Genomic DNA, 23,088 nt, shown 5'->3' on the forward strand with positions numbered 1-23,088 from the left:
TCAGCCCCGCCCCACGTACGGCATCGTCGTCGCCAGTACCGTCGCGAACTGCACGTTGGCCTCCAGCGGCAGCTCCGCCATGTGCCGCACCGTGCGCGCCACGTCCGCCACGTCCATCACGGGCTCGGGCGCGACCTCCCCGCTCGCCTGCAGGGCACCGGTCCGCATCCGGGCCGTCATCTCGGTCGCCGCGTTGCCGATGTCGATCTGTCCCACCGCGATGCGGTACGGCCGCCCGTCCAGCGACAGCGACTTGGTCAGCCCCGTCAGCGCGTGCTTGGTGGCCGTGTAGGGCGCCGAATGGGGACGGGGCGTGTGCGCCGAGACGGAACCGTTGTTGATGATGCGGCCGCCCTGCGGGCTCTGCTCCTTCATCTGCCGGTACGCCGCCTGCGCGCACAGGAACGCCCCGTTGAGGTTGGTGTCCACCACGTGCCGCCACGCCTCGTAGGGCAGGTCCTCGACGGGGACGCCGCCGGGCCCGAACGTCCCCGCGTTGTTGAACAGCAGGTCGATCCGCCCGAAGCGCCGGACGGCGGCGGCGAACAGCGCGGTCACGTCCTCGGGCCGGGACACGTCGGTGCGTACGGCGAGGGAGTCGGCCTCCGGTGCGAGGGCCGCCGTCTCCTCCAGCGTTCCGGCGTGCCGCCCCGCCAGGGCCACGGACCAGCCCGCCCGCAGCAGCTCCACCGCCACCGCCCGTCCGATGCCGGAACCCGCGCCCGTCACCACGGCGATCTTCGATTGCCTGTCAGTCATGGCACCGGAGCGTACGAGCGCGATCCGTCATCATGTGACCCCCGGCACCGTGTGCGAGCTGAGAACATGGGGCCGGAGCAGTCGGAGAGGGAGGGACACATGCCCGAGGGCGGGGCGTCGATACCGCACGCGTCACCGGCGGCCGTACCGGACCGGGGACCCAGCCGGTCACCGGCCCGCGACTCCCGCCGCGGCGGCCTGCTGGTGACCCTGATCCTCGGCGGACTGACCGCCACGCCTCCGCTGGCGATGGACATGTACCTCCCCTCGCTCCCGGAGGTCACCAGGTCCCTGCACGCCCCGGCCGCCACCGTCCAGCTCACGCTCACCGCCTGCCTGGCCGGCATGGCCCTGGGCCAACTCGTGGTCGGGCCGATGAGTGACCGGTGGGGGCGCAGGCGCCCGCTGCTCGCCGGGCTGGCCGTCTATCTCCTGGCCACCGCCCTGTGCTCCTTCGCCCCCACGGTGGAGTTCCTGGTCGCCCTCCGCCTCGCGCAGGGCCTGGCGGGCGCGGCCGGGATCGTCATCGCGCGGGCGGTCGTCCGGGATCTCTACGACGGCGTGGCCATGGCCCGCTTCTTCTCCACCCTCATGCTGATATCCGGCGTCGCCCCCGTCGTGGCGCCGCTGATCGGCGGGCAGATCCTGCGGGTGACCGACTGGCGGGGCGTCTTCGTGGTGCTCACCGCAGTCGGGGTCCTGCTCGCCGCGGCCGTGCTCACGCGGCTCCCGGAGACGCTTCCGGCTGCCGACCGCCACGGCGGCGGCGTCGGAGAGGCACTGGGCTCCATGCGCCGGCTGCTCGCCGACCGCACCTTCGCCGGCTACATGATCGCCGGCGGCTTCGCCTTCGCCGCGCTGTTCGCCTACATCAGCGCCTCGCCGTTCGTGATCCAGGAGATCTACGGCGCCTCCCCGCAGACCTTCAGCCTGCTGTTCGGGCTCAATTCGGTCGGGCTGGTCGTGGCCGGCCAGATCAACGGCAAGGTGCTCGTCGGCCGGGTCCGCCTGGACCGGGTGCTGGCCGTCGGCCTGACGGTGATCATCCTGGCGGCGGCCGCCCTGCTGCTGATGGCCACCGGCGCCCTCGGCGACGTGGGGCTGGCCCCGGTGGCCGCCGCGCTGTTCGTCCTGATGTCCGCGATGGGCATCACGCTGCCCAACACGCAGGCCCTCGCCCTGATGCGCACCCGGCACGCCGCCGGCTCCGCGTCCGCTCTGCTCGGCACGTCCTCCTTCCTCGTCGGAGCGGTCGCCTCACCGCTCGTCGGGATCGCCGGGGAGCACACCGCCGTCCCGATGGCCGTCGTCCAGCTGGCCGCGGCACTGGTGGCACTCGCCTGCTTCGTGGCAATGTGCCGTCCCTGGAACATCCGTGCGGGCGCGGAGGGAGCAGAGAGCTGAGCGCACCGAGACTGCGCGGCGACACACCGGAGAAGGCCGGACTCGACCCCGGAGAGCTCGAGCACCTCGTTCGCGAGCTCCACGACCTCACCACCGGACCCCACCCGTGGGCCGCCGGCGCCGTCGTGGTCGTCGGACGCGGCCCGGTGATCGCCCTGGCCGAGGCGGCGGGCTGGGCCGTGCGCTACGCGGCCTACGACCCGGCGACCGACCGCGGCCTGGAGCTGCCCCCGGACGCGCGCGTGCCGATGACCGTCGACACGCCCTTCGACCTGGCCTCCCTGACCAAGCTGTTCACCGCGGTCGCCGTGGTGCAGCAGATCGAGCGGGGCACACTCGGCATCGACGCGCGCCTGGGCGCCTACCTGCCGGAGTTCCGCGCGGCCGCCCGGCACGACATCACCGTACGGCAGCTGCTCACCCACACCTCCGGGCTGCGCCCCGAACTCCCGCTGTACGACTGCCCGGACGACGCGGCGCGCCGGGCGATGCTGCGGGCCGAGGCGCCGGTGGCGGCGCCCGGCACCTACACCTACTCGGACCTGAACCCGCTGCTGCTGCAACACCTCCTGGAGCGCGTCACCGGCCGTCGTCTCGATGTCCTCGTCCGCGACGGGATCACCCGCCCGCTGGGCATGACGTCGACCCGCTTCGGCCCGTGCCCGGGTGCGGCGGCGACGGAGGACCAGCGGCGGCCGTGGGCGAAGGCGGACCGCGGCATGCTGCGCGGCGAGGTCCACGACGAGAACGCCTGGGCGCTGGGCGGCGTGGCCGGTCACGCCGGCCTGTTCTCGACCGCCCGGGACCTGGCGGTCTTCTGCCGCACCCTGCTCGCGGGCGGTTCCTACGGTCCGGCCCGCGTCCTCGGGGCCGACTTCGTGGAGCTGCTGCTGACCCCGCCGGGCCTCGGCTTCGCGGTGGACCAGCCGTGGTTCATGGGTGAGCTCGCGGGGAGGGGAGCGGCCGGGCACACGGGCTTCACGGGGACCTCGCTCGTCCTCGACCGGGCCACGGACCTCTTCGTCGTGCTGCTGGCCAACACCGTGCACCCGCGCAGGCGGCCACCGGACAGCGGGCCACGGGCGGCGGTGGCCACCCGGGTGGCGCGGGCGGTGCGGGGAAGGCAGGGGGCCTGGGGGCAGCGGCCCCCGGGCGCCGGCAACGGCCGGCCCGAGCGCTCATAGAATCCTCGGGTGAACGACCCCGTACCCGCGTCGGAGACCCTCCGTGCCGCCCTGGCCGGTCTGCTCGACGGGCTGCCGCCCCGGCAGGCCGCGGGCGCCGTGGAGCGGCTGATCGCCAACTACCGGGGGAGCACCCCGACCCACGCGCCGGTCCTGCGCGACCGCGCGGACGTGGCCGCCTACGCCGCGTACCGGATGCCCGCGACCTTCGAGGCGGTGCGGTCGGCGCTCACGGCGTTGGCGGCCGCCGCCCCCGGCTGGGCGCCCGGCAGCCATGTGGACGTCGGCGGCGGGACCGGCGCGGCCACCTGGGCGGTCGGCGCCACCTGGGAGGGGACCCGGCCGGTGACGGTGCTCGACTGGGCCGAGCCCGCGCTCGCCCTCGGCCGGGAGATCGCCGCCGCGCACCCGGACCTGGCGGACGCCCGCTGGCAGCACGCCCGGATCGGCACGGCGCTCACCCTCGACGCCACCGACCTCGTCACCGTCTCCTACGTCCTCGGCGAGCTGAGCGAGGCCGACCGCACCGCCGTGGTCGACGCCGCCGCGGCCGCCGCGCAGGCCGTCGTGGTCGTCGAACCGGGCACCCCGGACGGCTACGCCCGTGTCATCGAGGCCCGCGACCGCCTGATCGGCGCCGGATTCCACGTCGCCGCGCCCTGCCCGCACAGCGCCGCCTGCCCGATCGTGCCCGGCACGGACTGGTGCCACTTCTCGGCCCGGGTCAGCCGCTCCTCCCTCCACCGGCAGGTCAAGGGCGGCTCGCTCGCCTACGAGGACGAGAAGTTCAGCTACGTCGCCGCCACCCGCTTCCCCGTGGCACCCGCTCCGGCCCGCGTCATCCGGCGCCCGCAGATCCGCAAGGGCCAGGTCCTGCTCGACCTGTGCGAGCCCGACGAGCAACTGCGTCGGCGCACGGTCACCAAACGCCACGGCGACCTGTACAAGGCGGCCCGCGACGCGGACTGGGGCGACGCCTGGCCGCCCCGGCCCCCTGCGCCACCGGAGGCAGACACGCCCCAGGCGTATTGATCACGAGCGCCGGTGCGTCACACGCGCAGCTCCAGCGAGCAGCACTTCACGCTGCCGCCTCCCTTGTGCAGCTCGCTCAGCTCCACCCCGACCGGCTCGAAGCCCCGCTCGCGCAGGGGGCCGTAGAGCCCGGTCGCCGCCTGCGGCAGCACCACGTGCAGGCCGTCGGACACCGCGTTCAGGCCGAACGCGGCCACGTCCTGCTCGCCCGCGATCAGCGCGTCCGGGAACAGCCGCCGCAGCACCTCCCGGCTGCCGGGGGAGAAGGCGGGCGGGTGGTACGCCACCTCGTCCCCCGCGTCGTCCAGGACGGCGAGGGCCAGGTCGAGGTGGTAGTAGCGCGGGTCGACCAGCTCCAGGCCGATCACCGGCCGGCCGAAGTACTCCTGCGCCTCGCCGTGCGCGAGCGGGTTGGTGCGAAAGCCCCGGCCCGCCAGCAGGTAGGACGAGGTGAGGGCGAAGTCGCCCTCCCCCTCGTTGATGTGGACGGGAACGTGCAGATGCGCGAGGCCGTGCGCCGCGAACCACTCCAGGTGCGCCTCGGCCTCCGGCTCCCGCTCCGGGTGGGCGAACCGGGCGCCGAACACCCGGCCGTCGATCACCGTGGCGCCGTTCGCCGTGAACACCATGTCGGGCAGTCCGGGCTCGGGGGCGAGCTCCGCCACGGTGTGGCCGAGCGAGCGGTACAGCTCGCGCAGCTGCTCCCACTGGGCGAGGGCGAGCGCGGTGTCGACCGGCTTGTCCGGGTCCATCCAGGGGTTGATGGAGTATGTGACGTCGAAGTGTGCGGGTGGGCACATCAGATAGCGCCGGGGTGTGGCGCGGCGGGAAAGGGCCAAGGTGGGCTCCTCGGATACCGCAGGGGCACTTGGTGCCCATGGTGCGCCCGGGCCGGTCCGCGCGCGCGGGCCGGACCGGCTGCTTCGCCCGCGTGAGTGTTCCCGTCGTCCACCGCGAGACGCCTCGTCTCACCGCCCTGCTACCGTCGGCCCCATGGTCAAGAAGCCCGCCCCCGACGTCACCCGCCGGAGTGAGAAGTCCCGCCGCGCGATCCACGAGGCCGCCCTCGCGCTCGTCGGGGAGGTCGGGTACCGCAGGAGCACGATCGAGGCGATCGCCGCGCGGGCCGGGGTCGGCAAGCAGACGATCTACCGGTGGTGGTCGTCGAAGGCGGACGTGCTCCTCGAGGCGTTCCTCGACCTGGGGGAGCAGGCGGGCCAGAAGCCCTGCGAGATCCCCGACACCGGCGACCTCGCCGCCGACCTCAGGGCCGTACTGCGGGCCACCGTCGACGAACTGCTCGACCCCCGGTTCGAGGCCCCGTCCCGGGCGCTGGCCGCCGAGGGCGTGGTCGACGAGCAGCTCGGCCGTGAGTTCGTGACCAAGCTGCTGGAGCCGCGGCTCCAGTTGTATGTGCGCAGGCTGCGCTCCGCACAGGAGGCCGGTGCGGTACGACCGGACGTCGATCCGCGCATCGCCCTGGAACTCTTCGTCTCCCCGCTCGCCCAGCGCTGGCTGCAGCGCACCGCGCCGATCACCCACGAGTACACCGACACCCTCGTCGACTACGCGCTGCACGGCATCGCTGAGCGCTGAGCGCTGAGCGCTGAGCGCTGAGCGCGGAGTCCGGAGCCGGCGAATCCGCCCGCCGAAAGAGGCTGATCGCCCCCAATCCGGCTGTGCGGTACGTCTCGTCCGGCCTGTCCCCGGCCACCCCGGATGTGGGGGTCCGGCCCCCCGGGGCGCAGGATGGTGGGACGATAGGGCATGCTGTCCAGACCAGCGAGGCGAGGGGACAGATGAGCGCGGAGTTCGGCGGCCGTAGCGGCCGGCAGGGCAGAATCTCCCAGTGGCTGCGCGGACGCCGCCCGAAGGAGACCGCCGACGGCGGCGGTCGTGAGGCCCTGCTGCTCGCCGCCGCCGCCGCGGGACTGCCCCTGGCGCCGGCCGCGCACCCGGCCCCCGGCTATCGGTGTTCGTGTGAGCGCGTCGGCTGTCCCACGCCCGCCCGGCACCCCGTCTCCTTCGCCTGGCAGACGCAGTCCACGACCGACCGCGCGCAGATCGAGCGCTGGGCCAGGCACCAGCCGCAGGCGAACTTCATCACCGCGACGGGCATGGTGCACGACGTGCTCGACGTGCCCCTGCAGGCCGGTCGCGAGGCCCTGCAGCGGCTGCTGGACTCCGGCGTCGAGGCCGGACCGGTCGCCGAGAGCGACGACGGCCGCATGCTCTTCTTCACCCTCACCCGCGGTACCCCCGAGGACGAGGACGAGTGGTGGCCGTGCGAGCTGGACTGCCACCCCGAGACCATGGACGAGCACCCCGGGCTGCGCTGGCACTGCCGGGGTTCCTACGTCCTCGTACCGCCGGCCCGGCTGCCCGGCGACGACGGCCGGACGGTGCGCTGGGTGCGCGGCCCGGAGCACCCGCTTCCCGACCCGCTGAGCCTGCTGGAGGCCCTGACCGACGCGTGCGCCCGGCACGTCGGTGAGGGGCCCCACCAGGTGGGCGCGTCCTGGCCGTTGCGCCACTGAGCCGCGCACTGCGCGCTACCGCAGTTGCGCTCCTCCGCCGAGCCGCGCGGAGCGCGCTACTCGCCCTGCGCCGCGGTGAGTCCCTGGATGCGGCCCAGCATCGTCACCTGCCGCTTGGCGGAGCCCTTCGCGGGGTCGAGGACCACCTCGTTGGAGACGAACTCCATCGTCAGGGACTGCTTGATCTCACCGCTGGTCAGGGCCTGCACGTCCTTGTTCGGGGTGGGGACCGAGGCGCCCGGCGCGGCCGTCTGCTTCTCGTAGTGGTGCGTGGTGAAGAACACCAGCGCGCCGCCGTCCGCGGTGCGCAGCGCCAGCGGCGCGTAGTCGCCGTTCGTCAGCGGCTCGTCGATGTACTGCGTGGCCAGGCCCGGCCTGCTGGCGTCCTTTGCGCGCAGCTCGCGCCAGCCGGTGGTGTGCGCACCCGCCGCGAAGGACTTCCCGCCGCTCTTCAGGTACGTCGCGTAGTCCCGGCTCAAGTTCTGGGGGGCGACGGCGAGTTCGGCCGAGCCGGCGGGGAGCGCCTGCGCCCAGCCGTCCTTGTCCTTCGCGAGCCGCGGTATGTCGCCCGGGGCCACGAGCGTCAGGTACGCCACCTGCCAGGGTTCGGTGAGGCTGCCACGGGTGAACACCAGCAGCCAGCGCGCGTCACCGCCCTTGTTGCCCTTGGCGTCGGCGACGAACCAGCGCGGCCAGCCGGCCTTCTTGGGGATGGTGAACTTCGCGTCCGTCAGCGTCAGGGGGGTGTGCGCCGGATTGCCGCGCGGGTTGTTGACGTGGCCCGCCTTCAGCCGCGCCGCGTCGATGGCGCCGAGCGCGCCGGTGACGCGGTCCGCGTCCAGGGAACTGTCGTACGCCTTGTCGGCCTTGTTGTACGCGGCCGTGAACTGCGTCAGCGCCTTCGCGGCCTCGGCCCGGGTGGTCGCCGGGAGCACCTCGCGCTCGCCGTGCACCACCACGCAGCCGCTCGCCGTCCACGACAAAGCGGTCACCGAGGCCGCGATCAGTGCCCTGCGCTCAAGCCTGCGAAGCCTTCGAGGGCCGCGAACCCTGCTCATCAGCTACCTTCACCTTCCCCTTCCCGGAGGCGAACCCTACCGGGGAGAGGAACAACCCGAGTGCCGGGACCAGGTACAGCAGCCACACCGTGACCTGGAGTACGGTCGGGTCGGGCTGGAAGTTCAACACGCCCTTGAGCAGAAGGTCTCGACGCGTGGCAGCGTCTCGTCGGCCTGGTCCTGCGCGTAGGCGCGGTAGCCGGCGACCGCCTTGTCCGGCCCGGGGTCGCGCCGGGCGGCCGAGCCGCCGGTCACCGTGAGCTTCTGCCGCACGCCGTGGCCCTTCCTGCCCGGGCGGCAGGCGATTTCGTACGCACCGGCCTTGACCTCGGCGGTCAGCGTGTACTTCGTACCCGGGCCGATGTTCTCCTTCTCGGAGACGATCCGGTCGTCCGGGAAGAGGATCTCGACCTCGGTCGCCTTGGAACCCTTGTTCTCGATCCTCAGCGTCACCTGGCCCGCCGGGACGGAGGTGGCCGAGGTCTCGCACGTGGAGTCGGCGGCCGTCACGCGTATCGCCTCGCCGTCCCCGGCGTCGCTCTTCGCGGTCCAGGCCGTCATGGCGGTCAGAGCGGCCGCGGTGGTGGCGGCGATGACGACGGTAGGTCGGACGGCTCGCATGCAGGCTCCGGAGGAGAATGGTTTGGTGAGGCTCGTGCGGCCGGTGATCCAGCTCTCACTTGATCCACGGACGCGGGGATCCGGCTGTCGCGCTCCCCGGCGGCGCCCCCGCCCGGGCCCCCTGGAGGCCCGCGTGATGCTTCAATGCCCGGGTGACTCATTACGACGTGCTGCGCGTGTTCTGCGGGCCGGCCGGCGGATACGGCAACGAACTCGGCGTCGTTCGCGACGGCTCGGTGATGCCGGAGCGCGACGACCGGCAGGCGTTCGCGGCCAAACTCGGCTTCAGCGAGACCGTCTTCGTCGACGACCCCGAGCGCGGCGTGATCGACATCTACACGCCCACCCTGCGGCTGCCCTTCGCCGGGTACCCCTGCGTCGGCACGGCCTGGCTGCTCGACGTGCCCGAACTGGTCACCCCCGCCGGGGTCGTGGGCGCCCGCATGGACGGGGAGTTCAGCTGGATCGAGGCGCGCCCGGAGTGGGCACCGCCGCGCACGCTGCGGCAGTACGCGTCGGCCGCAGAGGTGGACGCCCTGCCCGTGCCCGAACCGGGCGAGTGGATCTACGCCTGGGCCTGGGAGGACGAGTCCGCCGGCCGTGTCCGGGCCCGCGCCTTCCCCGGCCGCGGCGACGGCATCGAGGAGGACGAGGCCACCGGCGCGGCCGCGCTGCTCCTCACCGACCGGCTGTGCCGCGCCCTCAACATCACCCAGGGCGCGGGCTCCCAGATCCTCACCGCACCGCAGCCCGGCGGCTGGGTGGAGATCGGCGGCCGGGTCGTCCTCGAACGCTGAGCCTCCCGTCCGCGGCCCGCGCCCGACCGGCGGCACCGGCCGCCCGAGTCGGCGCGCCGCTACGGCAGCGTGAGGATCTCCGCCCCCGTGTCGGTCACCACCAGCGTGTGCTCGAACTGGGCGGTGCGCCTGCGGTCCTTGGTGACGACCGTCCAGCCGTCGTCCCACACGTCGTACTCGTAGGTGCCGAGGGTCAGCATCGGCTCGATGGTGAACGTCATCCCGGGCTGCATCACCGTCGTCGCGTGCGGGCTGTCGTAGTGCGGCACGATCAGCCCGGAGTGGAACGAGGAGTTGATGCCGTGGCCGGTGAAGTCCCGGACCACGCCGTAACCGAAGCGCTTGGCGTAGGACTCGATGACCCGGCCGATGACGTTGATCTGGCGGCCCGGCCGGACCGCCCTGATCGCCCGGCCCAGCGCCTCCCGGGTGCGCTCGACGAGCAGCCGGCTCTCCTCGTCCACCTCCCCGACGAGGTAGGTCGCGTTGTTGTCGCCGTGCACCCCGCCGATGTACGCCGTCACGTCGAGGTTCACGATGTCGCCGTCCCGCAGCACCGTCGAGTCCGGGATGCCGTGGCAGATCACCTCGTTGACGGAGGTGCACAGGGACTTCGGGAAACCGCGGTAGCCGAGCGTCGAGGGATAGGCACCGTGGTCGCACATGAACTCGTGCGCCACCCGGTCCAGCTCGTCCGTCGTCACACCCGGCGCGATGTGCCTGGCCGCCTCCTCCATCGCCTGCGCGGCGATCCGCCCGGCGATCCGCATCGCCTCGACGGTCTCCGGCGTCTGCACCTCCGGCCCGGAGTACGGCTTCGGCGCGGGCCTGCCGACGTACTCGGGGCGGCGGATGTTTCCGGGCACGGAACGGGTGGGGGACAGCTCCCCCGGAACGAGCAGCGACTGGCCAGACATGTCGGCGAGTCTATCGAGCGCCGATGGGGGAACATGTCGGTGGCGAGAGGAGCTGGTCATGGCCCTGTTCAAGAAGCGGACCGCCGGAAAGCCGGGCGAGTGGTACTACTGCCTGGAGCACAAGAAGGTCGAGGAGGGGCCGGAGTGTCCCGGCAAGGACCGGTTCGGCCCGTACGCCTCCCGTCAGGAGGCCCAGCACGCGATGGAGATCGCCCGCGAGCGCAACCTCGAGTGGGAGAACGACCCCCGCTGGCACGACGCGCCGACCGGTGGGAGCACCGAGGAGGACGACTGACCGGCGCGCCGTCCGGGTGACTGGTCAGGCCGGTGTCGGGGCCGCGGCTGCGCGCCGTTCGCGCAGCCGCACCGCGTGCTCGTCGGTCCGCGCGTCGTACGTCATCAGCTTCGGCAGGCCGACGGCCAGCAGGCCCACCGCCCCCGCGCACAGCAGCCCGCCCGACCACACGGAGGCGCGCACCCCGGCCCATGCCGCGACGCCGCCCGAGCGGACCTGGCCGAGCTGCGGCCCGACCGAGTAGGACAGCAGCTCGATCCCGGCGAGCCGGCCCCGCAGTCCGTCGGGAATCGTCTGATTCCACATCGCCCCGCGGAAGACACCACTGACCATGTCGCAGCAGCCGGCGAGGGTCAGGAACAGCAGGACCAGCCATACGTTCCCCACCACGCCCGCGGCGGCCACCGCCAGTCCCCACAGCACCGCCGCCAGCACCACCACCCGCCCGTGCCGGTGCACCCGGGAGGTCCAGCCGCTGGTCAGACTCACCAGCAGTGCCCCCAGCGGCAGCGCCGCGTACATCAGCCCGAGCGACCAGCGGGCGTTCAGTTCGTCCGCGAGGAACGGCAGGACGGTCAGCGGCATCGCGAGGAACATCGCGGCCAGATCGACGGCGTAGGTGCCCAGGAGATCCTTGCGGCCCCAGGCGTACCGGGCGCCCTCGGCGATCGACCCGAAGGACGGCTTCGCCGCCTGCTGCGAGGCCGGCTGGGCGGCGATGCGGACGACCAGGGCGACGGAGACGGCGAACGTCGCCAGGTCCGCCGCGTACGCCGGGGCGAGCCCCGCGTACGCCACGACGACGCCTGCCACGGCCGGGCCCGCCACCCCACCGACCGTCCAGCGCAGCGAGTTGAGCGAGGTCGCGGCCGGAATGTGTTCGTGCGCCACGATGCGCGGCCACAGCGAGTCCAGGGCGGGCCGCTGGACGGCGGTGAGGGCGGAGGAGAGCGCGGCGACCACGTACAGCGGCCACACGGCCGGGTGCGGCAGCAGCGCGTCGGCCACCAGCGCCGCGCCGAGCAGCCCCTGACCGACCTCGGTCCACACGATCAGCCGGCGCTTGTCGAAGGCGTCGGCGAGGGCCCCGCCGTACAGGCCGCAGACGATCAGCGGCACCAGTTCCACCGCGCCGACCGCCCCCACCGCCGCCGCGGACCCGGTGAGCTCCTTCAGCTGCACCGGCAGCGCGACGAACGTCAGGAAGCTCCCGAAGTTCGAGATCAGCCCCGCCACCCACAGCCTGCGGAAGTCGGCGGAGGCCCGCCAGGGAGCGAGGTCGGGGAGCAGCGCACGCAGCCCCGAGGGCGGGGCGGCACCGGGCGCGGGGAGTTGGTCGGTCACGAGGGGCCATGGTCGGCGGCCCCGCTACCTGGGGCAACTGCTTTTCCGTACCGCTACCAGCGCTGCGGCGGGGGAGCGGTGAGATGGTCCGTCAGCCGCCACAGCCGGTCCCTGAACCGGCGGCGCCCCCTCGGGGACGGCACCGCGTTCTCGCCGGCCGCGGCGCTGATCAGGTGCTGCACGGTGTCGAGGTCCAGCTCGGAACCGTCCGGCACGGTGAGCGACTCGTGCGCCAGCGCCGCGAGGTCCCCGCTCCCCTCCCCGGTCCCGTCCCCGGAGCCGAGCGCCAGCACCGTGGCGCCGGCCCGGCGCGCGTCGTGGACCCGCTCCAGCAGCGGCGCGCCCGACGCGTCCGGCACGACCACGAGCAACGTCTCGCCCCGCCGGGCCGCCTCCAGCCGCCCGAGCCCGACGGCCAGGTGCGCCGGATCCGAGGGGCGGGCGTCGTGCCGCACGAGCGTGGGCGCCAGCTCCGGTGTGCCCGACCACGCGGCCTCGTCCACCAGATGGGCCGCCAGGTGCCACGGTTCGTACCGGGGCGAGCCCACGAGCAGCAGTCCGCCCCCGTGCGACACCACGGACCCGCGCAGCACCGCCGCGAACCGCCGGGTGGCCCCCAACCACTCGGTCCCGGCGAGCACTTCGCGCAGCAATGCGACCCGTACGGCGTCCATACGAGCGCATCCTGCCGCAACCGGACACTCGCGACGCGGAGTTCACCGGCAATTCGCCCGTGCTGGGGACGGGGCAGGACGAAGTCGCCGGTGACGTCACCAGGAGCAGCCCATGACAGAGACGGACGTCCCGCCGCCTACTCCGGCCTGGTCCGGGTCGACGCGGACACCGTCGGGCTCCTCCACGAGACCGGTGACCTCGGCGCGTACGAGACGATCACCTTCCGGCGGATCCCGGTGGCGGACCTGACCTGACCGGTTGCGGGGCGAGCCGCGGACGTAGAGTCGGCCCATGACCTCTACCGACAGTGCACAGAAGGCCTCCGCCAAGGACCCCTGGGACCTGCCCGACGTCTCCGGACTCGTCGTCGGCGTGCTCGGCGGAACCGGTCCGCAGGGCAAGGGCCTCGCCTACCGGCTCGCCCGCGCCGGTCAGAAGGTGATCATCGGGTCCCGGGCCGCCGAGCGGGCCCGGACGGCGGCCGAGGACGTCGGGCACGGTGTCGAGGGCGCCGACAACGCCGAGGCGGCCCGCCGCAGCGACGTGGTGATCGTCGCCGTCCCCTGGGAGGGACACGGCAAGACCATCGAGTCGCTGCGCGAGGAACTGGCGGGCAAGCTGGTCGTCGACTGCGTCAACCCGCTCGGCTTCGACAAGAAGGGCGCCTACGCCCTGAAGCCCGAGGAGGGCAGCGCCGCCGAGCAGGCCGCCGCGCTGCTGCCGGACTCGCGGGTGACGGCCGCCTTCCACCACCTGTCCGCGGTGCTGCTCCTGGACCCGGAGATCGAGCAGATCGACACCGACGTCATGGTCCTCGGCGAGGAGCGCGCCGACGTGGAGACCGTCCAGGCGCTGGCCGGCCGCATCCCCGGCATGCGCGGCATCTTCGCCGGCCGGCTGCGCAACGCCCACCAGGTGGAGTCCCTGGTCGCCAACCTGATCTCCGTCAACCGCCGGTACAAGGCGCACGCGGGGCTCCGCGTCACGGACGTATGAGGCGATGGGGGACACTGGTCGGCGGAGCAGTTCCGAGCAGTGTCCCCCGACAGGAGCCGACCACGATGCATCCCTCGTCCCCGCCCGGTCCGGCCCGCCGGCTCGCCCTGTACGCCCTGATCGTCTGCCTGCTCTCGGTGGCGGCCGCCGTGGTCTCCTTCGCCCAGGGCAGCTGGCTGGGTGTCGTCTGGATCCTGCTGGCGGGCCTGTCGTCCAACATGACCTGGTACTACGCGCGCCGCGGCCGCGCGGGCCGGGGCGGCTCGGTCACGGGCTGACCGAGCAGAACTCGTTGGTGCCCTGCCAGAAGCGGTAGAGCTCCTGGCCGCAGTACTCGTCCAGGCCGCCGACCCCCAGGTGGCGCATGATCGCGTCGATGACGTCGAAGAACGCGCTGTTCACGGACGGCACCCAGAGCAGCGCGAAGACGAACAGCAGGCCGAACGGCGCGAAGGGCTCCACCTGGCGCTTGACGCCGTACGACAGCCAGGGTTCGAGTACGCCGTAGCCGTCCAGGCCCGGAACCGGCAGGAAGTTCAGGATCGCGGCCGTGACCTGCAACAGCCCCAGGAAGGCCAGGGCGAACCGGAAGTCGCGGGGTACCCCGTCCAGCGCGTGCAGCCAGAACGGGGCCGTGCACACCGCCGCGAACAGCACGTTCGTCAGCGGGCCGGCCGCGGAGACCAGGCTGTGCCGCCAGCGGCCCCGGATCCGCCCGCGCTCGATGAACACCGCGCCGCCGGGCAGGCCGATCCCGCCCATGATCACGAAGAGCACCGGGAGCACGATGCTCAGCAGCGCGTGCGTGTACTTCAGCGGGTTCAGCGTGAGGTAGCCCTTCGCGCCGACCGTGATGTCACCGCCGTGCAGCGCGGTGCGCGCGTGCGCGTACTCGTGCAGGCACAGGGAGACGATCCAGGCCGCCGTCACGAACAGGAACACCGCCACGCCCGGCTGCTCGGCGAACCCGGTCCAGGTGGCCCATCCCGTGACGGCGGTGACGGCCAGGATCCCGACGAAGACTGGACTGATCCGCCGGTCGCTGCGGCCGGTGGTGACGGTGGTCATGGAAGAGGGCTCCTGAAGTACTCGTCCGATCGGGCGAGCCCGACCGTACCGGGCGTACGGGAAAAACGCTCGCGTCGGGCCACCGGTTCCCGGCAGGCTGGGGGCCGAAGCGGTCCGGGACCCCAAAGCCGGGAGCCAGGGGGTGGGGCCGAACCCGCCGCCCGCACCGCACCGACGGTGTCCGCGCCGGCCCCGACGTCCCGGGCGCCGCACCGACGGAACCCCGTGACCGGCCCCGACGCCACCGGAGACAATGAACCCCGTGCGCTACCGCATTCTCGGCACCACCCAGGCGCTCCGCCCCGACGGCACCGTCGTTCCGGTCGGCGGGGCGCGACTGCGTGCCCTGCTGACCGTGCTCGCCCTGCGGCCCGGCCGTGCCGTGCCGGTGAGCGTCCTGGTCGGCGAGGTGTGGGACGGCGAGCCGCCCGCCGACGCCACGGGCGCGCTGCAGGCGCTGGTCGGGCGGTTGCGCCGGGCACTCGGCGCGGACGCGGTCGCCTCCGCCGAGGGCGGCTACCGGCTCACCGCGGGGTCCGACGACATCGACCTGCACCGCTTCGGGCGCCTGGCCGGCGAGGGCCTGCGCGCCCTGGCCGACGGCGACCCCGCCAAGGCGGCCGTCGTCCTCGACGACGCCCTGGCCCTGTGGCGCGACCCCGTACTCGCCGACCTGCCCGACCGCACCGGTGAGGCGGCCCGCTGGGAGACCCGTCATCTGGACGTGCGCCGCGCCCGCCTCACCGCCGAAGTGGCCCTCGGCCACGCCGAGCAGATGCTGCCCGAACTGACCGCGCTGTGCGACACCCACCCGTTGGACGAACCCCTCCAGGCGCTCCGCCTGCGCGCGCTGCGCGAGGCGGGCCGCACGGCGAAGGCACTGGCCGCGTACGAGGACGTGCGGCATCTGCTCGCCGAGCGGCTCGGCTCGGACCCCGGACCGGAACTGCGGGCGCTGCACGCCGAGCTGCTGGACGCGGACGACGGCGCCGGGGCGGCGGCGACCGGCCCCGGGCCCGCCGTGACCGCCGGCCTCGGCGGCCCGCAAGCCGCCTTCCCCGCCGTGGCCCCCACCCCCGTACCCGCCGTCGGGGCGGCCACCCCGCCCCCGGGCAACCTCCGTGCCCGCCTCACCTCCTTCGTCGGCCGGGAGACCGACATCGATGCCATCCGGGACGACCTCGCCGCGGCCCGGCTGGTGACGTTGCTCGGGCCCGGCGGGGCCGGCAAGACACGGCTGTCGCAGGAGGCCGCCGAGGGGGTGCGGCACGCCGCCCGGGACGGCGTGTGGCTGGCCGAGCTGGCGCCCGTCGACGACCCCGATGCCGTACCGGAGGCCGTGCTCACCGCGATCGGCGCCCGCGAGACCGTGCTGCACGGCGCCGGGGTCGAGGGCATGCGGGCCGTCTCCGACCGGCACGGCGACCCGGTCGAGCGGCTGGTGGAGCACTGCGCGCGGCGCCGGATGCTGATCGTCCTCGACAACTGCGAGCACGTGGTGGAGGCCGCCGCCCGGCTCGTCGAGCAGTTGCTGGAGCGCTGCCCGGAGCTGACGGTGCTGGCCACCAGCCGGGAACCCCTCGGCGTACCGGGGGAGCTGCTGCGGCCGGTGGAGCCGCTGCCCGAACCGGTCGCGCTGCGGCTGCTCGGCGACCGGGGCGCCGCGGCCCGGCCCGGGTTCCGGGCCGAGGACGACCCCGAGGCGTGCGCCGAGATCTGCCGCCGGCTGGACGGACTGCCGCTGGCCATCGAGCTGGCGGCCGCCCGGCTCCGGGTGCTGACGCCACGTCAGATAGCGGACCGGCTGGACGACCGGTTCCGGCTGCTCACCTCGGGCAGCCGTACCGTGCTGCCCCGCCAGCAGACCCTGCGCGCCGTCGTCGACTGGTCCTGGGACCTGCTGGACGAGCAGGAGCGGGACGTGCTGGGCCGGCTGTCGGTCTTCGCCGGCGGCTGCGATCTCGCCGCCGCCGAGGCCGTGTGCGGGCGGGCCGCCCTGGACGCGCTCGGCTCCCTCGTCGACAAGTCCCTGGTCGTGGCATCCCCTTCGACCGACGGCACGATGCGCTACCGGCTGCTGGAGACCGTCGCCGAGTACGCGCGCGAACGGCTCGACGAGGCGGGGCGGCGCGCCGACGCCGAGCGCGCCCATCTGACGTACTACCGGGAACTGGCCCGCGCCACCGACCCGCTGCTGCGCGGTCCCGGGCAGCGCGCCGCGATCGAGAGGCTGGAGCGGGAGTACGAGAACCTGCGCACCGCCCTGCGGCACGCCGTCACCGCGCGCGACGAGCAGGAGGCGCTCTGCCTGGCCCTTTCCCTGCTCTGGTACTGGCAGATGCGTGATCTGCGGGTCGAGACCCGCAACTGGTGCCGCGAGGTCATGGCCCTGGGCCCCGACCCGTTCGCCGAGCCGGTCCGCCGCGCCGAACCGGTGTGGCAGCGCTGTACCGACAGCCCGCCCCCGCTCACCGGCGAACTCCTCGCCGAGGCCCGGCGCGGAGTCCATCTGGCGCATCTGGCCTGCATGGACACCGAGATGGACGCCTGGCAGACCCCGCGGGCACAGGCCAAGCTGCGCGCCGTCACCCAGGTCTACGAACCGGGCCTGCCGCAGACCTGCCGGGCTCCGGGCATGCTCTGGTTCTTCGCCGTGATGCTGACCGGCGGCATGGACCGGCTGCGCACGGTCGTCGACGCCTGCGTCCACACCTGCCGCAACACCCCCGGCTTCGAATGGGAGCTGGCCGGCGCCCTGCAGCTGCGCGCCAACCTGCTGGCCAACCGCACCGCCTGGGCGGGCGACGCCACCCGGGACGCCGACGAGGCACTGGAGATCTTCCGTCGGCTCGGGGACGACTGGGGCACCGCCGAGGCGCTCTCCGCCCGTGGCGAGTCCCGCGAGCGCAAGGGCGAGTACCTGTCGGCCGCCGCCGACTACGAGGCGGCCATCGAGCACGCCGAACGCCTCGGCGCGCGCGCCCAGGTGGCGGTGCTCGGCGCCCGCCTCGGCGGCGGACTCATCGAGGCGGGCGAGACCGAGCGCGGCGAGCGTCTGCTGCGCGAGGTCATCGCCCACAAGGACGGCACCGGCAACGAGGCCATGCCCGCCGCCCGGCTCTTCCTCGCCTGCTGGCTCGCCCTGACCGACCGCACCGCCGAAGCGCGCGAACAACTCCGGCTGCTGCGCAAGGAGTTCAAGATCGCCCACTTCGTGGTCTTCGACGCCATGATCCTCACCCAGGAGGCCTGGGTGGACGCCCTGGACGGCTGCTGCGAGGACGCACTGGCCGGGATCCGGCAGGCGCTGCGGCATGCCGCCGACCCGCTGTCCCAGGCCGTCACGCCGCACCTGAACTCGGTCTGCCTGACCGTGGCGGCCATGGCCCTGGCCGGCCTCGACGGCGGCGGCCGCGCCGCGGACGCAGCCCGCTGTCTGGCCGCCGCCGACGCCCTGCTGCCGCCCGGCCACGTCTCCTCCGGAGTCGAGCGCGAGGTGCGCGGCCGCGCCCTGGCCCGGGTCCGGGGCCTGCTCGACGAGGAGGCATACCGGGCGGCCTACGCCGAAGGCGGTGGCCTCTCCCTCGCGGAGGCCACCGCCCTGGTCTGAGCCGCACCGGCCGGGCCGGAGCCGGACATCAGTGCTTCGTGCGGAACTTGTGGATCGCGACCGGGGCCATCACCGCCGTGATCAGCACCGACCAGCCCAGCGTCACCCACAGGCCGTGCGCGACCGGTCCGCCGATCATCAGCCCGCGCGCCGCGTCCGCGAGGCCGGACATCGGGTTGTAGTCGGTGAAGTGCCGCAGCCAGCCCGGCATCGAGTCGGTCGGCGCGAAGATCGACGAGCCGAACTGCAGCGGGAACAGCGTCAGGAAGCCCATCGCCTGCACCGACTGCGCGTTCTTCATCACCACGCCGAGCGTGAGGAACACCCACATGATCGCCGAGGCGAAGAGGGTGGACAGTCCCACGGCGGCGAAGAGCCCCGGCCAGTTGGTGATGTCGAAGCCCACCAGGACACCGACGACCAGCAGCACGGCCGTCGCGATCAGCATCCGCGCCAGCTCCACCGCGATCTTGGCGAACAGCACGGAACCGCGGCCGATCGGCAGGGACCGGAACCGGTCCATGACACCGCTGTTGAAGTCCTGGTTGAAGCCGGTGCCCACGCCCTGGGCCATGGACAGGCTCGTCATGGCCATCAGGCCGGGCACGACGTACTGCACGTACTGGTCCTGTCCGCCGCCCAGCGCCTTACCGATCGAGCCGCCGAAGACGTACACGAACAGCAGGGTGAAGACGATCGGCATCAGCAGCGCGTCGAACATCGACTCCGGGTCCTGGCGGATCCACAGCAGGTTGCGGCGCAGCAGGGCCCCGGTGTGCCGCAGATGACCGCGCAGCGGGATGCGGGCGTCGTCCTGGACGTCGGCCGGGGTGGGAAGGGTGGCGGCGCTCATACGGCGACCTCCTCGCGGGAGTCGGTGGGTGCGGCGTCCTGCGCGGCACTGGCGCGGTGGCCGGTGAGCGACAGGAACACCTCGTCCAGGCTGGGCAGTTCGGTGGTGACGGAGGTGAGGGTGATGCCGCGCGCGACGACCGCGCCGATCACCGCGGTCAGCTGCTCGTCGCTCAGAACCGGCACCAGCAGGGCCCCGGTCTCGGTGTCCACGGTGGTGGTGGCCAGTCCGGTGATGCCGAGTTCGTCGAGCATCCCGGCGAGCGGACGCAGCTGGAGCGGGTCGGCCGGCCGGACGCGCAGGGTGCGGCCGCCGACCCTGGCCTTCAGCTCCTCGATACGGCCGTTCGCGATGACCTTCCCGCGGTCCACGACGGTCAGTTCGGAGGCGAGCTGCTCGGCCTCCTCCATGTACTGGGTGGTCAGCAGTACGGTCACACCGTCGTCGACCATGGCCTTGACCTCGTCCCACACCTCGTTGCGGGTCCGGGGGTCGAGCCCGGTGGTCGGTTCGTCCAGGAAGAGCACCGCGGGGCGCCCGATCATGGAGGCCGCCAGGTCGAGCCGCCGCCGCATGCCGCCGGAGTAGGTGGAGGCCGGGCGCCGGGCCGCCTCGGTCAGCGAGAACCGCTCCAGCAGCTCGTCCGCGCGGGCCCGGGCCTCCCTTCGGGGCAGGTCGAGCAGCCGGCCGATCATGTAGAGGTTCTCCCAGCCGGGGAGCTTCTCGTCGACGGACGCGTACTGGCCGGTCAGCCCGATCACCCGGCGCAGTTGCCGGGGCTGCCGTACGACGTCGTAACCCGCGACGGTCGCCTGCCCGGCGTCGGGGGAGAGGAGCGTGGACAGGATCCGTACGAGGGTGGTCTTGCCGGCTCCGTTCGGCCCGAGCACACCCATCACGGTGCCCTCACGCACATCGAGGTCGACACCGTCCAGCGCCCTGGTCTCGCCGTAGTGCTTGACCAGCCCCCGCACGGTCACGGCGCCACCGGCGCCACTGGGGTTGTTGTCGATTCGCGTCATGCCCACGAAGGTGTCAGCCGCCACCGACAAACCACCTACAGCCGACCGACAGCCACCTACAGGTCACCGACAGCCGCCTGCAGGTCACCGGTAGCGCCACCCACAGGTCACCGGCAACCTGCCCGGCGAGCACCGTACCCACCAAGGGGACAGCCCGCCGACGGGGGAAGATCGGCGGGCTGTCCTCAGTGGTGCCGCAGTGGCTCTGTGGGGGTCAGTGGACGGAGTGCTCCTCCAGTGGGAACGTCCCGCCGACGACGTCCTCGGCGAACTCCTTCACCGCATTGCCCATGACCTCGCGCAGGTTCGCGTACTTCTTCACGAACTTCGGCACCCGGCCCGCGGTCAGCCCGAGCATGTCGGTCCACACCAGGACCTGCGCGTCCGTCTCCGGGCCGGCGCCGATCCCGACCGTCGGGATGTGCAGCACCCGCGTGACCTCGGCCGCCAGCTCCGCCGGTACCAGCTCCAGCACGACCGCGAACGCGCCCGCGTCCTGCACCGCCTTGGCGTCGCGCAGCAGCTGCGCGGCCGCCTCCTCGCCCCGCCCCTGGACGCGGTAGCCCATGGCGTTGACGGACTGCGGGGTCAGGCCGATGTGCGCCATGACCGGGATGCCGGACTCCACCAGCAGCCGGATCTGCTCGTGCGAGCGCTCGCCGCCCTCCAGCTTCACGGCGCCGACACCCGCCTCCTTCACCAGCCGGGTCGCCGAGCGCAGCGCCTGCACGGGGCCCTCCTGGTAGGAGCCGAAGGGCAGGTCGCCGACGATGAGGGCGCGGTCGGTGCCCCGCACCACCGCTGCGGACAGCATGGTCATCTCGTCGAGGGTGACGGGCACGGTGGTCTCGTAGCCGAGGTGGCAGTTGCCCGCGGAGTCGCCGACCAGGATGACCGGAATGCCGGCCTCGTCGAAGACGGACGCGGTCATCGCGTCGTAGGCGGTGAGCATGGGCCACTTCTCGCCGCGCTCCTTGGCGAGGGCGATGTCGCGGACGGTGATGCGGCGCGTGCCCTTCCCCCCGTACAGCGCCTTGCTGCCGTCGGAAGGCCTGTTCTGGACAGTCTGGGCAGCCGAAAGCTGCGTCATTGCAACGGCTCCTTCGTCATCTCGAGGCGCCCTGACGGCGTCCCCGGATCCCCTCCATGGTGGCACCTCGTGCCAGCCAGGGCCAGAGGTCGCTCGTATGCGCGACTTCTCCGGGTGGAGCGTAAGATCTGGGTAAAGGATTTCCGATACGAGACGGTCTCGTATCGTAAGTGGCCTAGGGTCGCCACATGACTACTCCTGCCGTCCAAGCCGGCCCCGGCTCCCGGATTCCGGAAGCGGTGCACCGTCGCCGCTGGGCGATACTCGGCGTCCTGATGCTGAGCCTGCTGATCGTGGTGCTCGACAACTCGATCCTGAACGTCGCGATCAAGACCATCTCGACCCCGGCCCCGACCGGGCTGGGCGCCACGCAGAGCGAGCTGGAGTGGGCGATCAACTCCTACACGCTCGTCTTCGCCGGTCTGCTGTTCACGGCCGGCCTCCTCGGCGACCGGGTGGGCCGCAAGAAAGTGCTGCTCGGCGGCCTCGTGGTCTTCGGCGCCGGCTCCGCGCTGGCCGCCGAGTCCGGTTCACCGGCCCAGCTGATCGCCTTCCGCGCCCTGATGGCCCTCGGTGCCGCCTTCGTCATGCCTGCCACCCTCGCCGTCCTCATGAACGTCTTCGAGCGCGAGGAGCAGCCCAAGGCCATCGGCATCTGGGCCGGCGGCGTCGGCCTCGCCATCGCGATAGGGCCGATCACCGGCGGTCTGCTCCTGGACCACTTCTGGTGGGGCTCGGTCTTCCTCATCAACGTGCCGATCGTGATCGTCGCGCTCGCGCTGATGGTGTGGCTGGTGCCCGACTCCCGCGACCCGAGCCCCGGCCGCGTCGACCCGGTGGGCGTCGTCCTGTCCGTGGTCGGCCTGGTCCTGCTGGTCTACGGCATCATCAAGGGCGGCGAGCTCGCCGACTTCACCGACCCCGCCGTACTGGCGACCATCGCGGCGGGCCTGGTGGTCCTCGCCGCCTTCGTGGTGTTCGAGAAGCGCAGCGACCACCCGTCCCTGGACGTGACCTACTTCAAGAACAAGGTCTTCTCGGCCGCCATGAGCGCCATCGCGCTGGTGTTCTTCGCGCTGATGGGCGTGACCTTCTTCGCGGTCTTCTACACCCAGAGCGTGCGCGGCTACTCACCGCTGCAGTCCGGCCTGCTGATGCTGCCGCTGGCCGCCGCTCAGATGATCTTCGCCCCGCGCGCCCGCCTCCTCGTCGACCGCTTCGGCAACAAGGCCACCACCACGGCCGGCCTGGTCGTCATCGCCGCGACCCTGGCCGCGTTCGCCGGATTCGAGGCGGACACCCCGATCTGGGTGCTGGAGGTCGTCTTCTTCCTCATGGGTACCGGCATGGCGCACATCATGACGCCGACCAGCGTCGTCATCATGCAGGCCCTGCCCCGCGAGAAGGCCGGTTCGGCCTCCGCGCTCAGCAACACCTTCCGCCAGGTCGGCGGCGCGCTCGGCATCGCCGTCCTCGGCTCCGTGCTGTCGACGGCGTACCGCAATGGCATCGACGGCAAGCTCGGCCTGCTCCCGCCCGGTCTGCGGGACAAGGCGGGCGAGTCCATCGAGGCCACGCTGGGCGTCGCCACGCGGCTCGGCCCCCAGGGCAAGGCCCTGGTCACCCCGGCCAACGACGCCTTCCTGCACGCCATGCACGTCACCGCGCTCTGCGGAACCGGCGTCGCGCTGATCGGCGCGGTCGTGGTGGCCCTGTACCTGCCGGGCAAGACGGCGAGCCCTCAGAAGGGCAAGGAGGAGCCGGAGTTGGTGGCCGCGGTGGAGTAGCCGACGTCGACGGGGGTGGAACGGCCGGGTAGGACAATC

21 protein-coding genes and 3 pseudogenes are annotated in these 23,088 nt (G+C 73.0%); 12 read left to right on the forward strand and 12 right to left on the reverse strand.

The features are described from left to right. Positions 1-759, reverse strand: coding sequence for an SDR family oxidoreductase (locus tag AB0A61_RS26170; protein ID WP_361296864.1), 759 nt, complete (start codon positions 757-759; stop codon positions 1-3). A gap of 99 nt (positions 760-858) precedes the next feature. On the opposite strand from AB0A61_RS26170, the gene AB0A61_RS26175 reads away from it, so the two are divergent. Genes AB0A61_RS26175 through AB0A61_RS26185 form a run of 3 tightly spaced genes read left to right on the forward strand, consistent with a single transcriptional unit; the run spans position 859 to position 4,379 of the window. Further along, positions 859-2,163: a multidrug effflux MFS transporter gene (locus AB0A61_RS26175; RefSeq protein ID WP_361296866.1), complete on the forward strand. Its 1,305-nt coding sequence runs from the start codon at positions 859-861 to the stop codon at positions 2,161-2,163. Beyond that, positions 2,115-3,347 (forward strand): serine hydrolase domain-containing protein, encoded by a 1,233-nt coding sequence (locus AB0A61_RS26180; RefSeq protein ID WP_361296868.1) that lies wholly within the window; start codon positions 2,115-2,117, stop codon positions 3,345-3,347. Before AB0A61_RS26175 ends, AB0A61_RS26180 begins: the two co-directional genes overlap by 49 nt. Before the next feature lie 9 nt (positions 3,348-3,356). Beyond that, a complete protein-coding gene (locus AB0A61_RS26185) occupies positions 3,357-4,379 on the forward strand; it encodes a small ribosomal subunit Rsm22 family protein (RefSeq protein WP_361296871.1) in 1,023 nt (340 codons plus the stop codon). Positions 4,380-4,396: 17 nt separating this feature from the next. Here the strand turns inward: AB0A61_RS26185 and ddaH are convergent, their stop codons facing one another. After that, positions 4,397-5,218 carry a dimethylargininase gene (gene ddaH, locus AB0A61_RS26190; RefSeq protein ID WP_361296874.1) on the reverse strand — a complete coding sequence of 274 codons (822 nt, stop codon included), beginning with the start codon at positions 5,216-5,218 and terminating at the stop codon, positions 4,397-4,399. A gap of 154 nt (positions 5,219-5,372) precedes the next feature. On the opposite strand from ddaH, the gene AB0A61_RS26195 reads away from it, so the two are divergent. Both AB0A61_RS26195 and AB0A61_RS26200 read left to right on the forward strand, forming a co-directional pair. Next, positions 5,373-5,975, forward strand: coding sequence for a TetR/AcrR family transcriptional regulator (locus AB0A61_RS26195; RefSeq protein ID WP_361296877.1), 603 nt, complete (start codon positions 5,373-5,375; stop codon positions 5,973-5,975). Between the two features lie 203 nt (positions 5,976-6,178). Further along, a complete protein-coding gene (locus tag AB0A61_RS26200) occupies positions 6,179-6,916 on the forward strand; it encodes a bifunctional DNA primase/polymerase (RefSeq protein ID WP_361296880.1) in 738 nt (245 codons plus the stop codon). Between the two features lie 56 nt (positions 6,917-6,972). On the opposite strand, the gene AB0A61_RS26205 is transcribed toward AB0A61_RS26200, so the two are convergent. The 3 genes and pseudogenes from AB0A61_RS26205 to AB0A61_RS26215 form a co-directional block, all read right to left on the reverse strand. After that, on the reverse strand, positions 6,973-7,974 hold the full coding sequence (locus AB0A61_RS26205; protein WP_361296883.1) for a hypothetical protein: 1,002 nt from the start codon (positions 7,972-7,974) through the stop codon (positions 6,973-6,975). Then, positions 7,934-8,116 (reverse strand): annotated as a pseudogene (locus AB0A61_RS26210) (iron transporter); the annotation flags it as partial. The gene AB0A61_RS26205 and the pseudogene AB0A61_RS26210, both read right to left, overlap by 41 nt. Continuing rightward, positions 8,116-8,595, reverse strand: a pseudogene (locus AB0A61_RS26215) (cupredoxin domain-containing protein); the annotation flags it as partial. The pseudogenes AB0A61_RS26215 and AB0A61_RS26210, both read right to left, overlap by 1 nt. A 152-nt stretch (positions 8,596-8,747) precedes the next feature. Here AB0A61_RS26215 and AB0A61_RS26220 point away from each other — a divergent pair. Further along, complete coding sequence (locus AB0A61_RS26220) at positions 8,748-9,392, forward strand: PhzF family phenazine biosynthesis protein (RefSeq protein WP_361296886.1); 645 nt, start codon at positions 8,748-8,750, stop codon at positions 9,390-9,392. 59 nt (positions 9,393-9,451) lie between these two features. On the opposite strand, the gene map is transcribed toward AB0A61_RS26220, so the two are convergent. Next, positions 9,452-10,309, reverse strand: coding sequence for a type I methionyl aminopeptidase (gene map, locus AB0A61_RS26225; protein ID WP_361296889.1), 858 nt, complete (start codon positions 10,307-10,309; stop codon positions 9,452-9,454). Positions 10,310-10,367: 58 nt separating this feature from the next. Here map and AB0A61_RS26230 point away from each other — a divergent pair, with 58 nt between their 5' ends. Further along, on the forward strand, positions 10,368-10,604 hold the full coding sequence (locus AB0A61_RS26230; RefSeq protein WP_361296892.1) for a hypothetical protein: 237 nt from the start codon (positions 10,368-10,370) through the stop codon (positions 10,602-10,604). 24 nt (positions 10,605-10,628) lie between these two features. On the opposite strand, the gene AB0A61_RS26235 is transcribed toward AB0A61_RS26230, so the two are convergent. Then, entirely contained in the window at positions 10,629-11,948 is a 1,320-nt protein-coding gene (locus AB0A61_RS26235) for an MFS transporter (RefSeq protein WP_361296895.1), read from the reverse strand. Between the two features lie 53 nt (positions 11,949-12,001). After that, on the reverse strand, positions 12,002-12,622 hold the full coding sequence (locus AB0A61_RS26240) for a hypothetical protein (protein WP_361296898.1): 621 nt from the start codon (positions 12,620-12,622) through the stop codon (positions 12,002-12,004). Between the two features lie 120 nt (positions 12,623-12,742). On the opposite strand from AB0A61_RS26240, the pseudogene AB0A61_RS26245 reads away from it, so the two are divergent. From AB0A61_RS26245 to AB0A61_RS26255, 3 genes and pseudogenes are all read left to right on the forward strand, one after another. After that, a pseudogene (locus tag AB0A61_RS26245) lies at positions 12,743-12,877 on the forward strand (sialidase family protein); the annotation flags it as partial. Between the two features lie 37 nt (positions 12,878-12,914). Then, the gene (gene npdG, locus AB0A61_RS26250; protein WP_361296901.1) at positions 12,915-13,619 is read left to right on the forward strand and encodes an NADPH-dependent F420 reductase; all 705 of its coding nucleotides are present in this window, start codon (positions 12,915-12,917) and stop codon (positions 13,617-13,619) included. Positions 13,620-13,684: 65 nt separating this feature from the next. Continuing rightward, positions 13,685-13,897 carry a hypothetical protein gene (locus AB0A61_RS26255; protein WP_361296904.1) on the forward strand — a complete coding sequence of 71 codons (213 nt, stop codon included), beginning with the start codon at positions 13,685-13,687 and terminating at the stop codon, positions 13,895-13,897. Here AB0A61_RS26255 and AB0A61_RS26260 read toward each other — a convergent pair. Continuing rightward, positions 13,887-14,687, reverse strand: a complete 801-nt coding sequence (locus AB0A61_RS26260) for a site-2 protease family protein (RefSeq protein ID WP_361296907.1) — start codon at positions 14,685-14,687, stop codon at positions 13,887-13,889. The genes AB0A61_RS26255 and AB0A61_RS26260 overlap by 11 nt on opposite strands. Positions 14,688-14,940: 253 nt before the next feature. Here AB0A61_RS26260 and AB0A61_RS26265 point away from each other — a divergent pair, with 253 nt between their 5' ends. Further along, complete coding sequence (locus tag AB0A61_RS26265; protein ID WP_361296910.1) at positions 14,941-18,297, forward strand: BTAD domain-containing putative transcriptional regulator; 3,357 nt, start codon at positions 14,941-14,943, stop codon at positions 18,295-18,297. Positions 18,298-18,325: 28 nt separating this feature from the next. Here AB0A61_RS26265 and AB0A61_RS26270 read toward each other — a convergent pair whose 3' ends face one another. The 3 genes from AB0A61_RS26270 to panB form a co-directional block, all read right to left on the reverse strand. Continuing rightward, complete coding sequence (locus AB0A61_RS26270) at positions 18,326-19,150, reverse strand: ABC transporter permease (RefSeq protein WP_361296914.1); 825 nt, start codon at positions 19,148-19,150, stop codon at positions 18,326-18,328. Next, the gene (locus AB0A61_RS26275; RefSeq protein WP_361296917.1) at positions 19,147-20,172 is read right to left on the reverse strand and encodes an ATP-binding cassette domain-containing protein; all 1,026 of its coding nucleotides are present in this window, start codon (positions 20,170-20,172) and stop codon (positions 19,147-19,149) included. Before AB0A61_RS26275 ends, AB0A61_RS26270 begins: the two co-directional genes overlap by 4 nt. Positions 20,173-20,386: 214 nt before the next feature. Next, on the reverse strand, positions 20,387-21,262 hold the full coding sequence (gene panB / locus AB0A61_RS26280; protein ID WP_361296920.1) for a 3-methyl-2-oxobutanoate hydroxymethyltransferase: 876 nt from the start codon (positions 21,260-21,262) through the stop codon (positions 20,387-20,389). Between the two features lie 188 nt (positions 21,263-21,450). Between panB and AB0A61_RS26285 the strand changes: the two genes are divergently transcribed. Beyond that, the gene (locus AB0A61_RS26285) at positions 21,451-23,049 is read left to right on the forward strand and encodes an MFS transporter (protein WP_361296923.1); all 1,599 of its coding nucleotides are present in this window, start codon (positions 21,451-21,453) and stop codon (positions 23,047-23,049) included. Positions 23,050-23,088 lie beyond the last annotated feature (39 nt).

The sequence above is a fragment of the Streptomyces sp. NPDC046197 genome, from assembly GCF_040646295.1.
GTDB lineage: Bacteria > Actinomycetota > Actinomycetes > Streptomycetales > Streptomycetaceae > Streptomyces.

Bases quoted from the DNA above. Each gene is read 5' to 3' on its own strand.
- AB0A61_RS26170 (WP_361296864.1), bottom strand. From the start codon at position 759: ATGACTGACAGGCAATCGAAGATCGCCGTGGTGACGGGCGCGGGTTCC.
- AB0A61_RS26175 (WP_361296866.1), top strand. From the start codon at position 859: ATGCCCGAGGGCGGGGCGTCGATACCGCACGCGTCACCGGCGGCCGTA.
- AB0A61_RS26195 (WP_361296877.1), top strand. From the start codon at position 5,373: ATGGTCAAGAAGCCCGCCCCCGACGTCACCCGCCGGAGTGAGAAGTCC.
- AB0A61_RS26200 (WP_361296880.1), top strand. From the start codon at position 6,179: ATGAGCGCGGAGTTCGGCGGCCGTAGCGGCCGGCAGGGCAGAATCTCC.
- AB0A61_RS26205 (WP_361296883.1), bottom strand. From the start codon at position 7,974: ATGAGCAGGGTTCGCGGCCCTCGAAGGCTTCGCAGGCTTGAGCGCAGG.
- map (WP_361296889.1), bottom strand. From the start codon at position 10,309: ATGTCTGGCCAGTCGCTGCTCGTTCCGGGGGAGCTGTCCCCCACCCGT.
- AB0A61_RS26230 (WP_361296892.1), top strand. From the start codon at position 10,368: ATGGCCCTGTTCAAGAAGCGGACCGCCGGAAAGCCGGGCGAGTGGTAC.
- AB0A61_RS26240 (WP_361296898.1), bottom strand. From the start codon at position 12,622: ATGGACGCCGTACGGGTCGCATTGCTGCGCGAAGTGCTCGCCGGGACC.
- npdG (WP_361296901.1), top strand. From the start codon at position 12,915: ATGACCTCTACCGACAGTGCACAGAAGGCCTCCGCCAAGGACCCCTGG.
- AB0A61_RS26255 (WP_361296904.1), top strand. From the start codon at position 13,685: ATGCATCCCTCGTCCCCGCCCGGTCCGGCCCGCCGGCTCGCCCTGTAC.
- AB0A61_RS26260 (WP_361296907.1), bottom strand. From the start codon at position 14,687: ATGACCACCGTCACCACCGGCCGCAGCGACCGGCGGATCAGTCCAGTC.
- AB0A61_RS26265 (WP_361296910.1), top strand. From the start codon at position 14,941: ATGAACCCCGTGCGCTACCGCATTCTCGGCACCACCCAGGCGCTCCGC.
- AB0A61_RS26270 (WP_361296914.1), bottom strand. From the start codon at position 19,150: ATGAGCGCCGCCACCCTTCCCACCCCGGCCGACGTCCAGGACGACGCC.
- AB0A61_RS26275 (WP_361296917.1), bottom strand. From the start codon at position 20,172: ATGACGCGAATCGACAACAACCCCAGTGGCGCCGGTGGCGCCGTGACC.
- panB (WP_361296920.1), bottom strand. From the start codon at position 21,262: ATGACGCAGCTTTCGGCTGCCCAGACTGTCCAGAACAGGCCTTCCGAC.
- AB0A61_RS26285 (WP_361296923.1), top strand. From the start codon at position 21,451: ATGACTACTCCTGCCGTCCAAGCCGGCCCCGGCTCCCGGATTCCGGAA.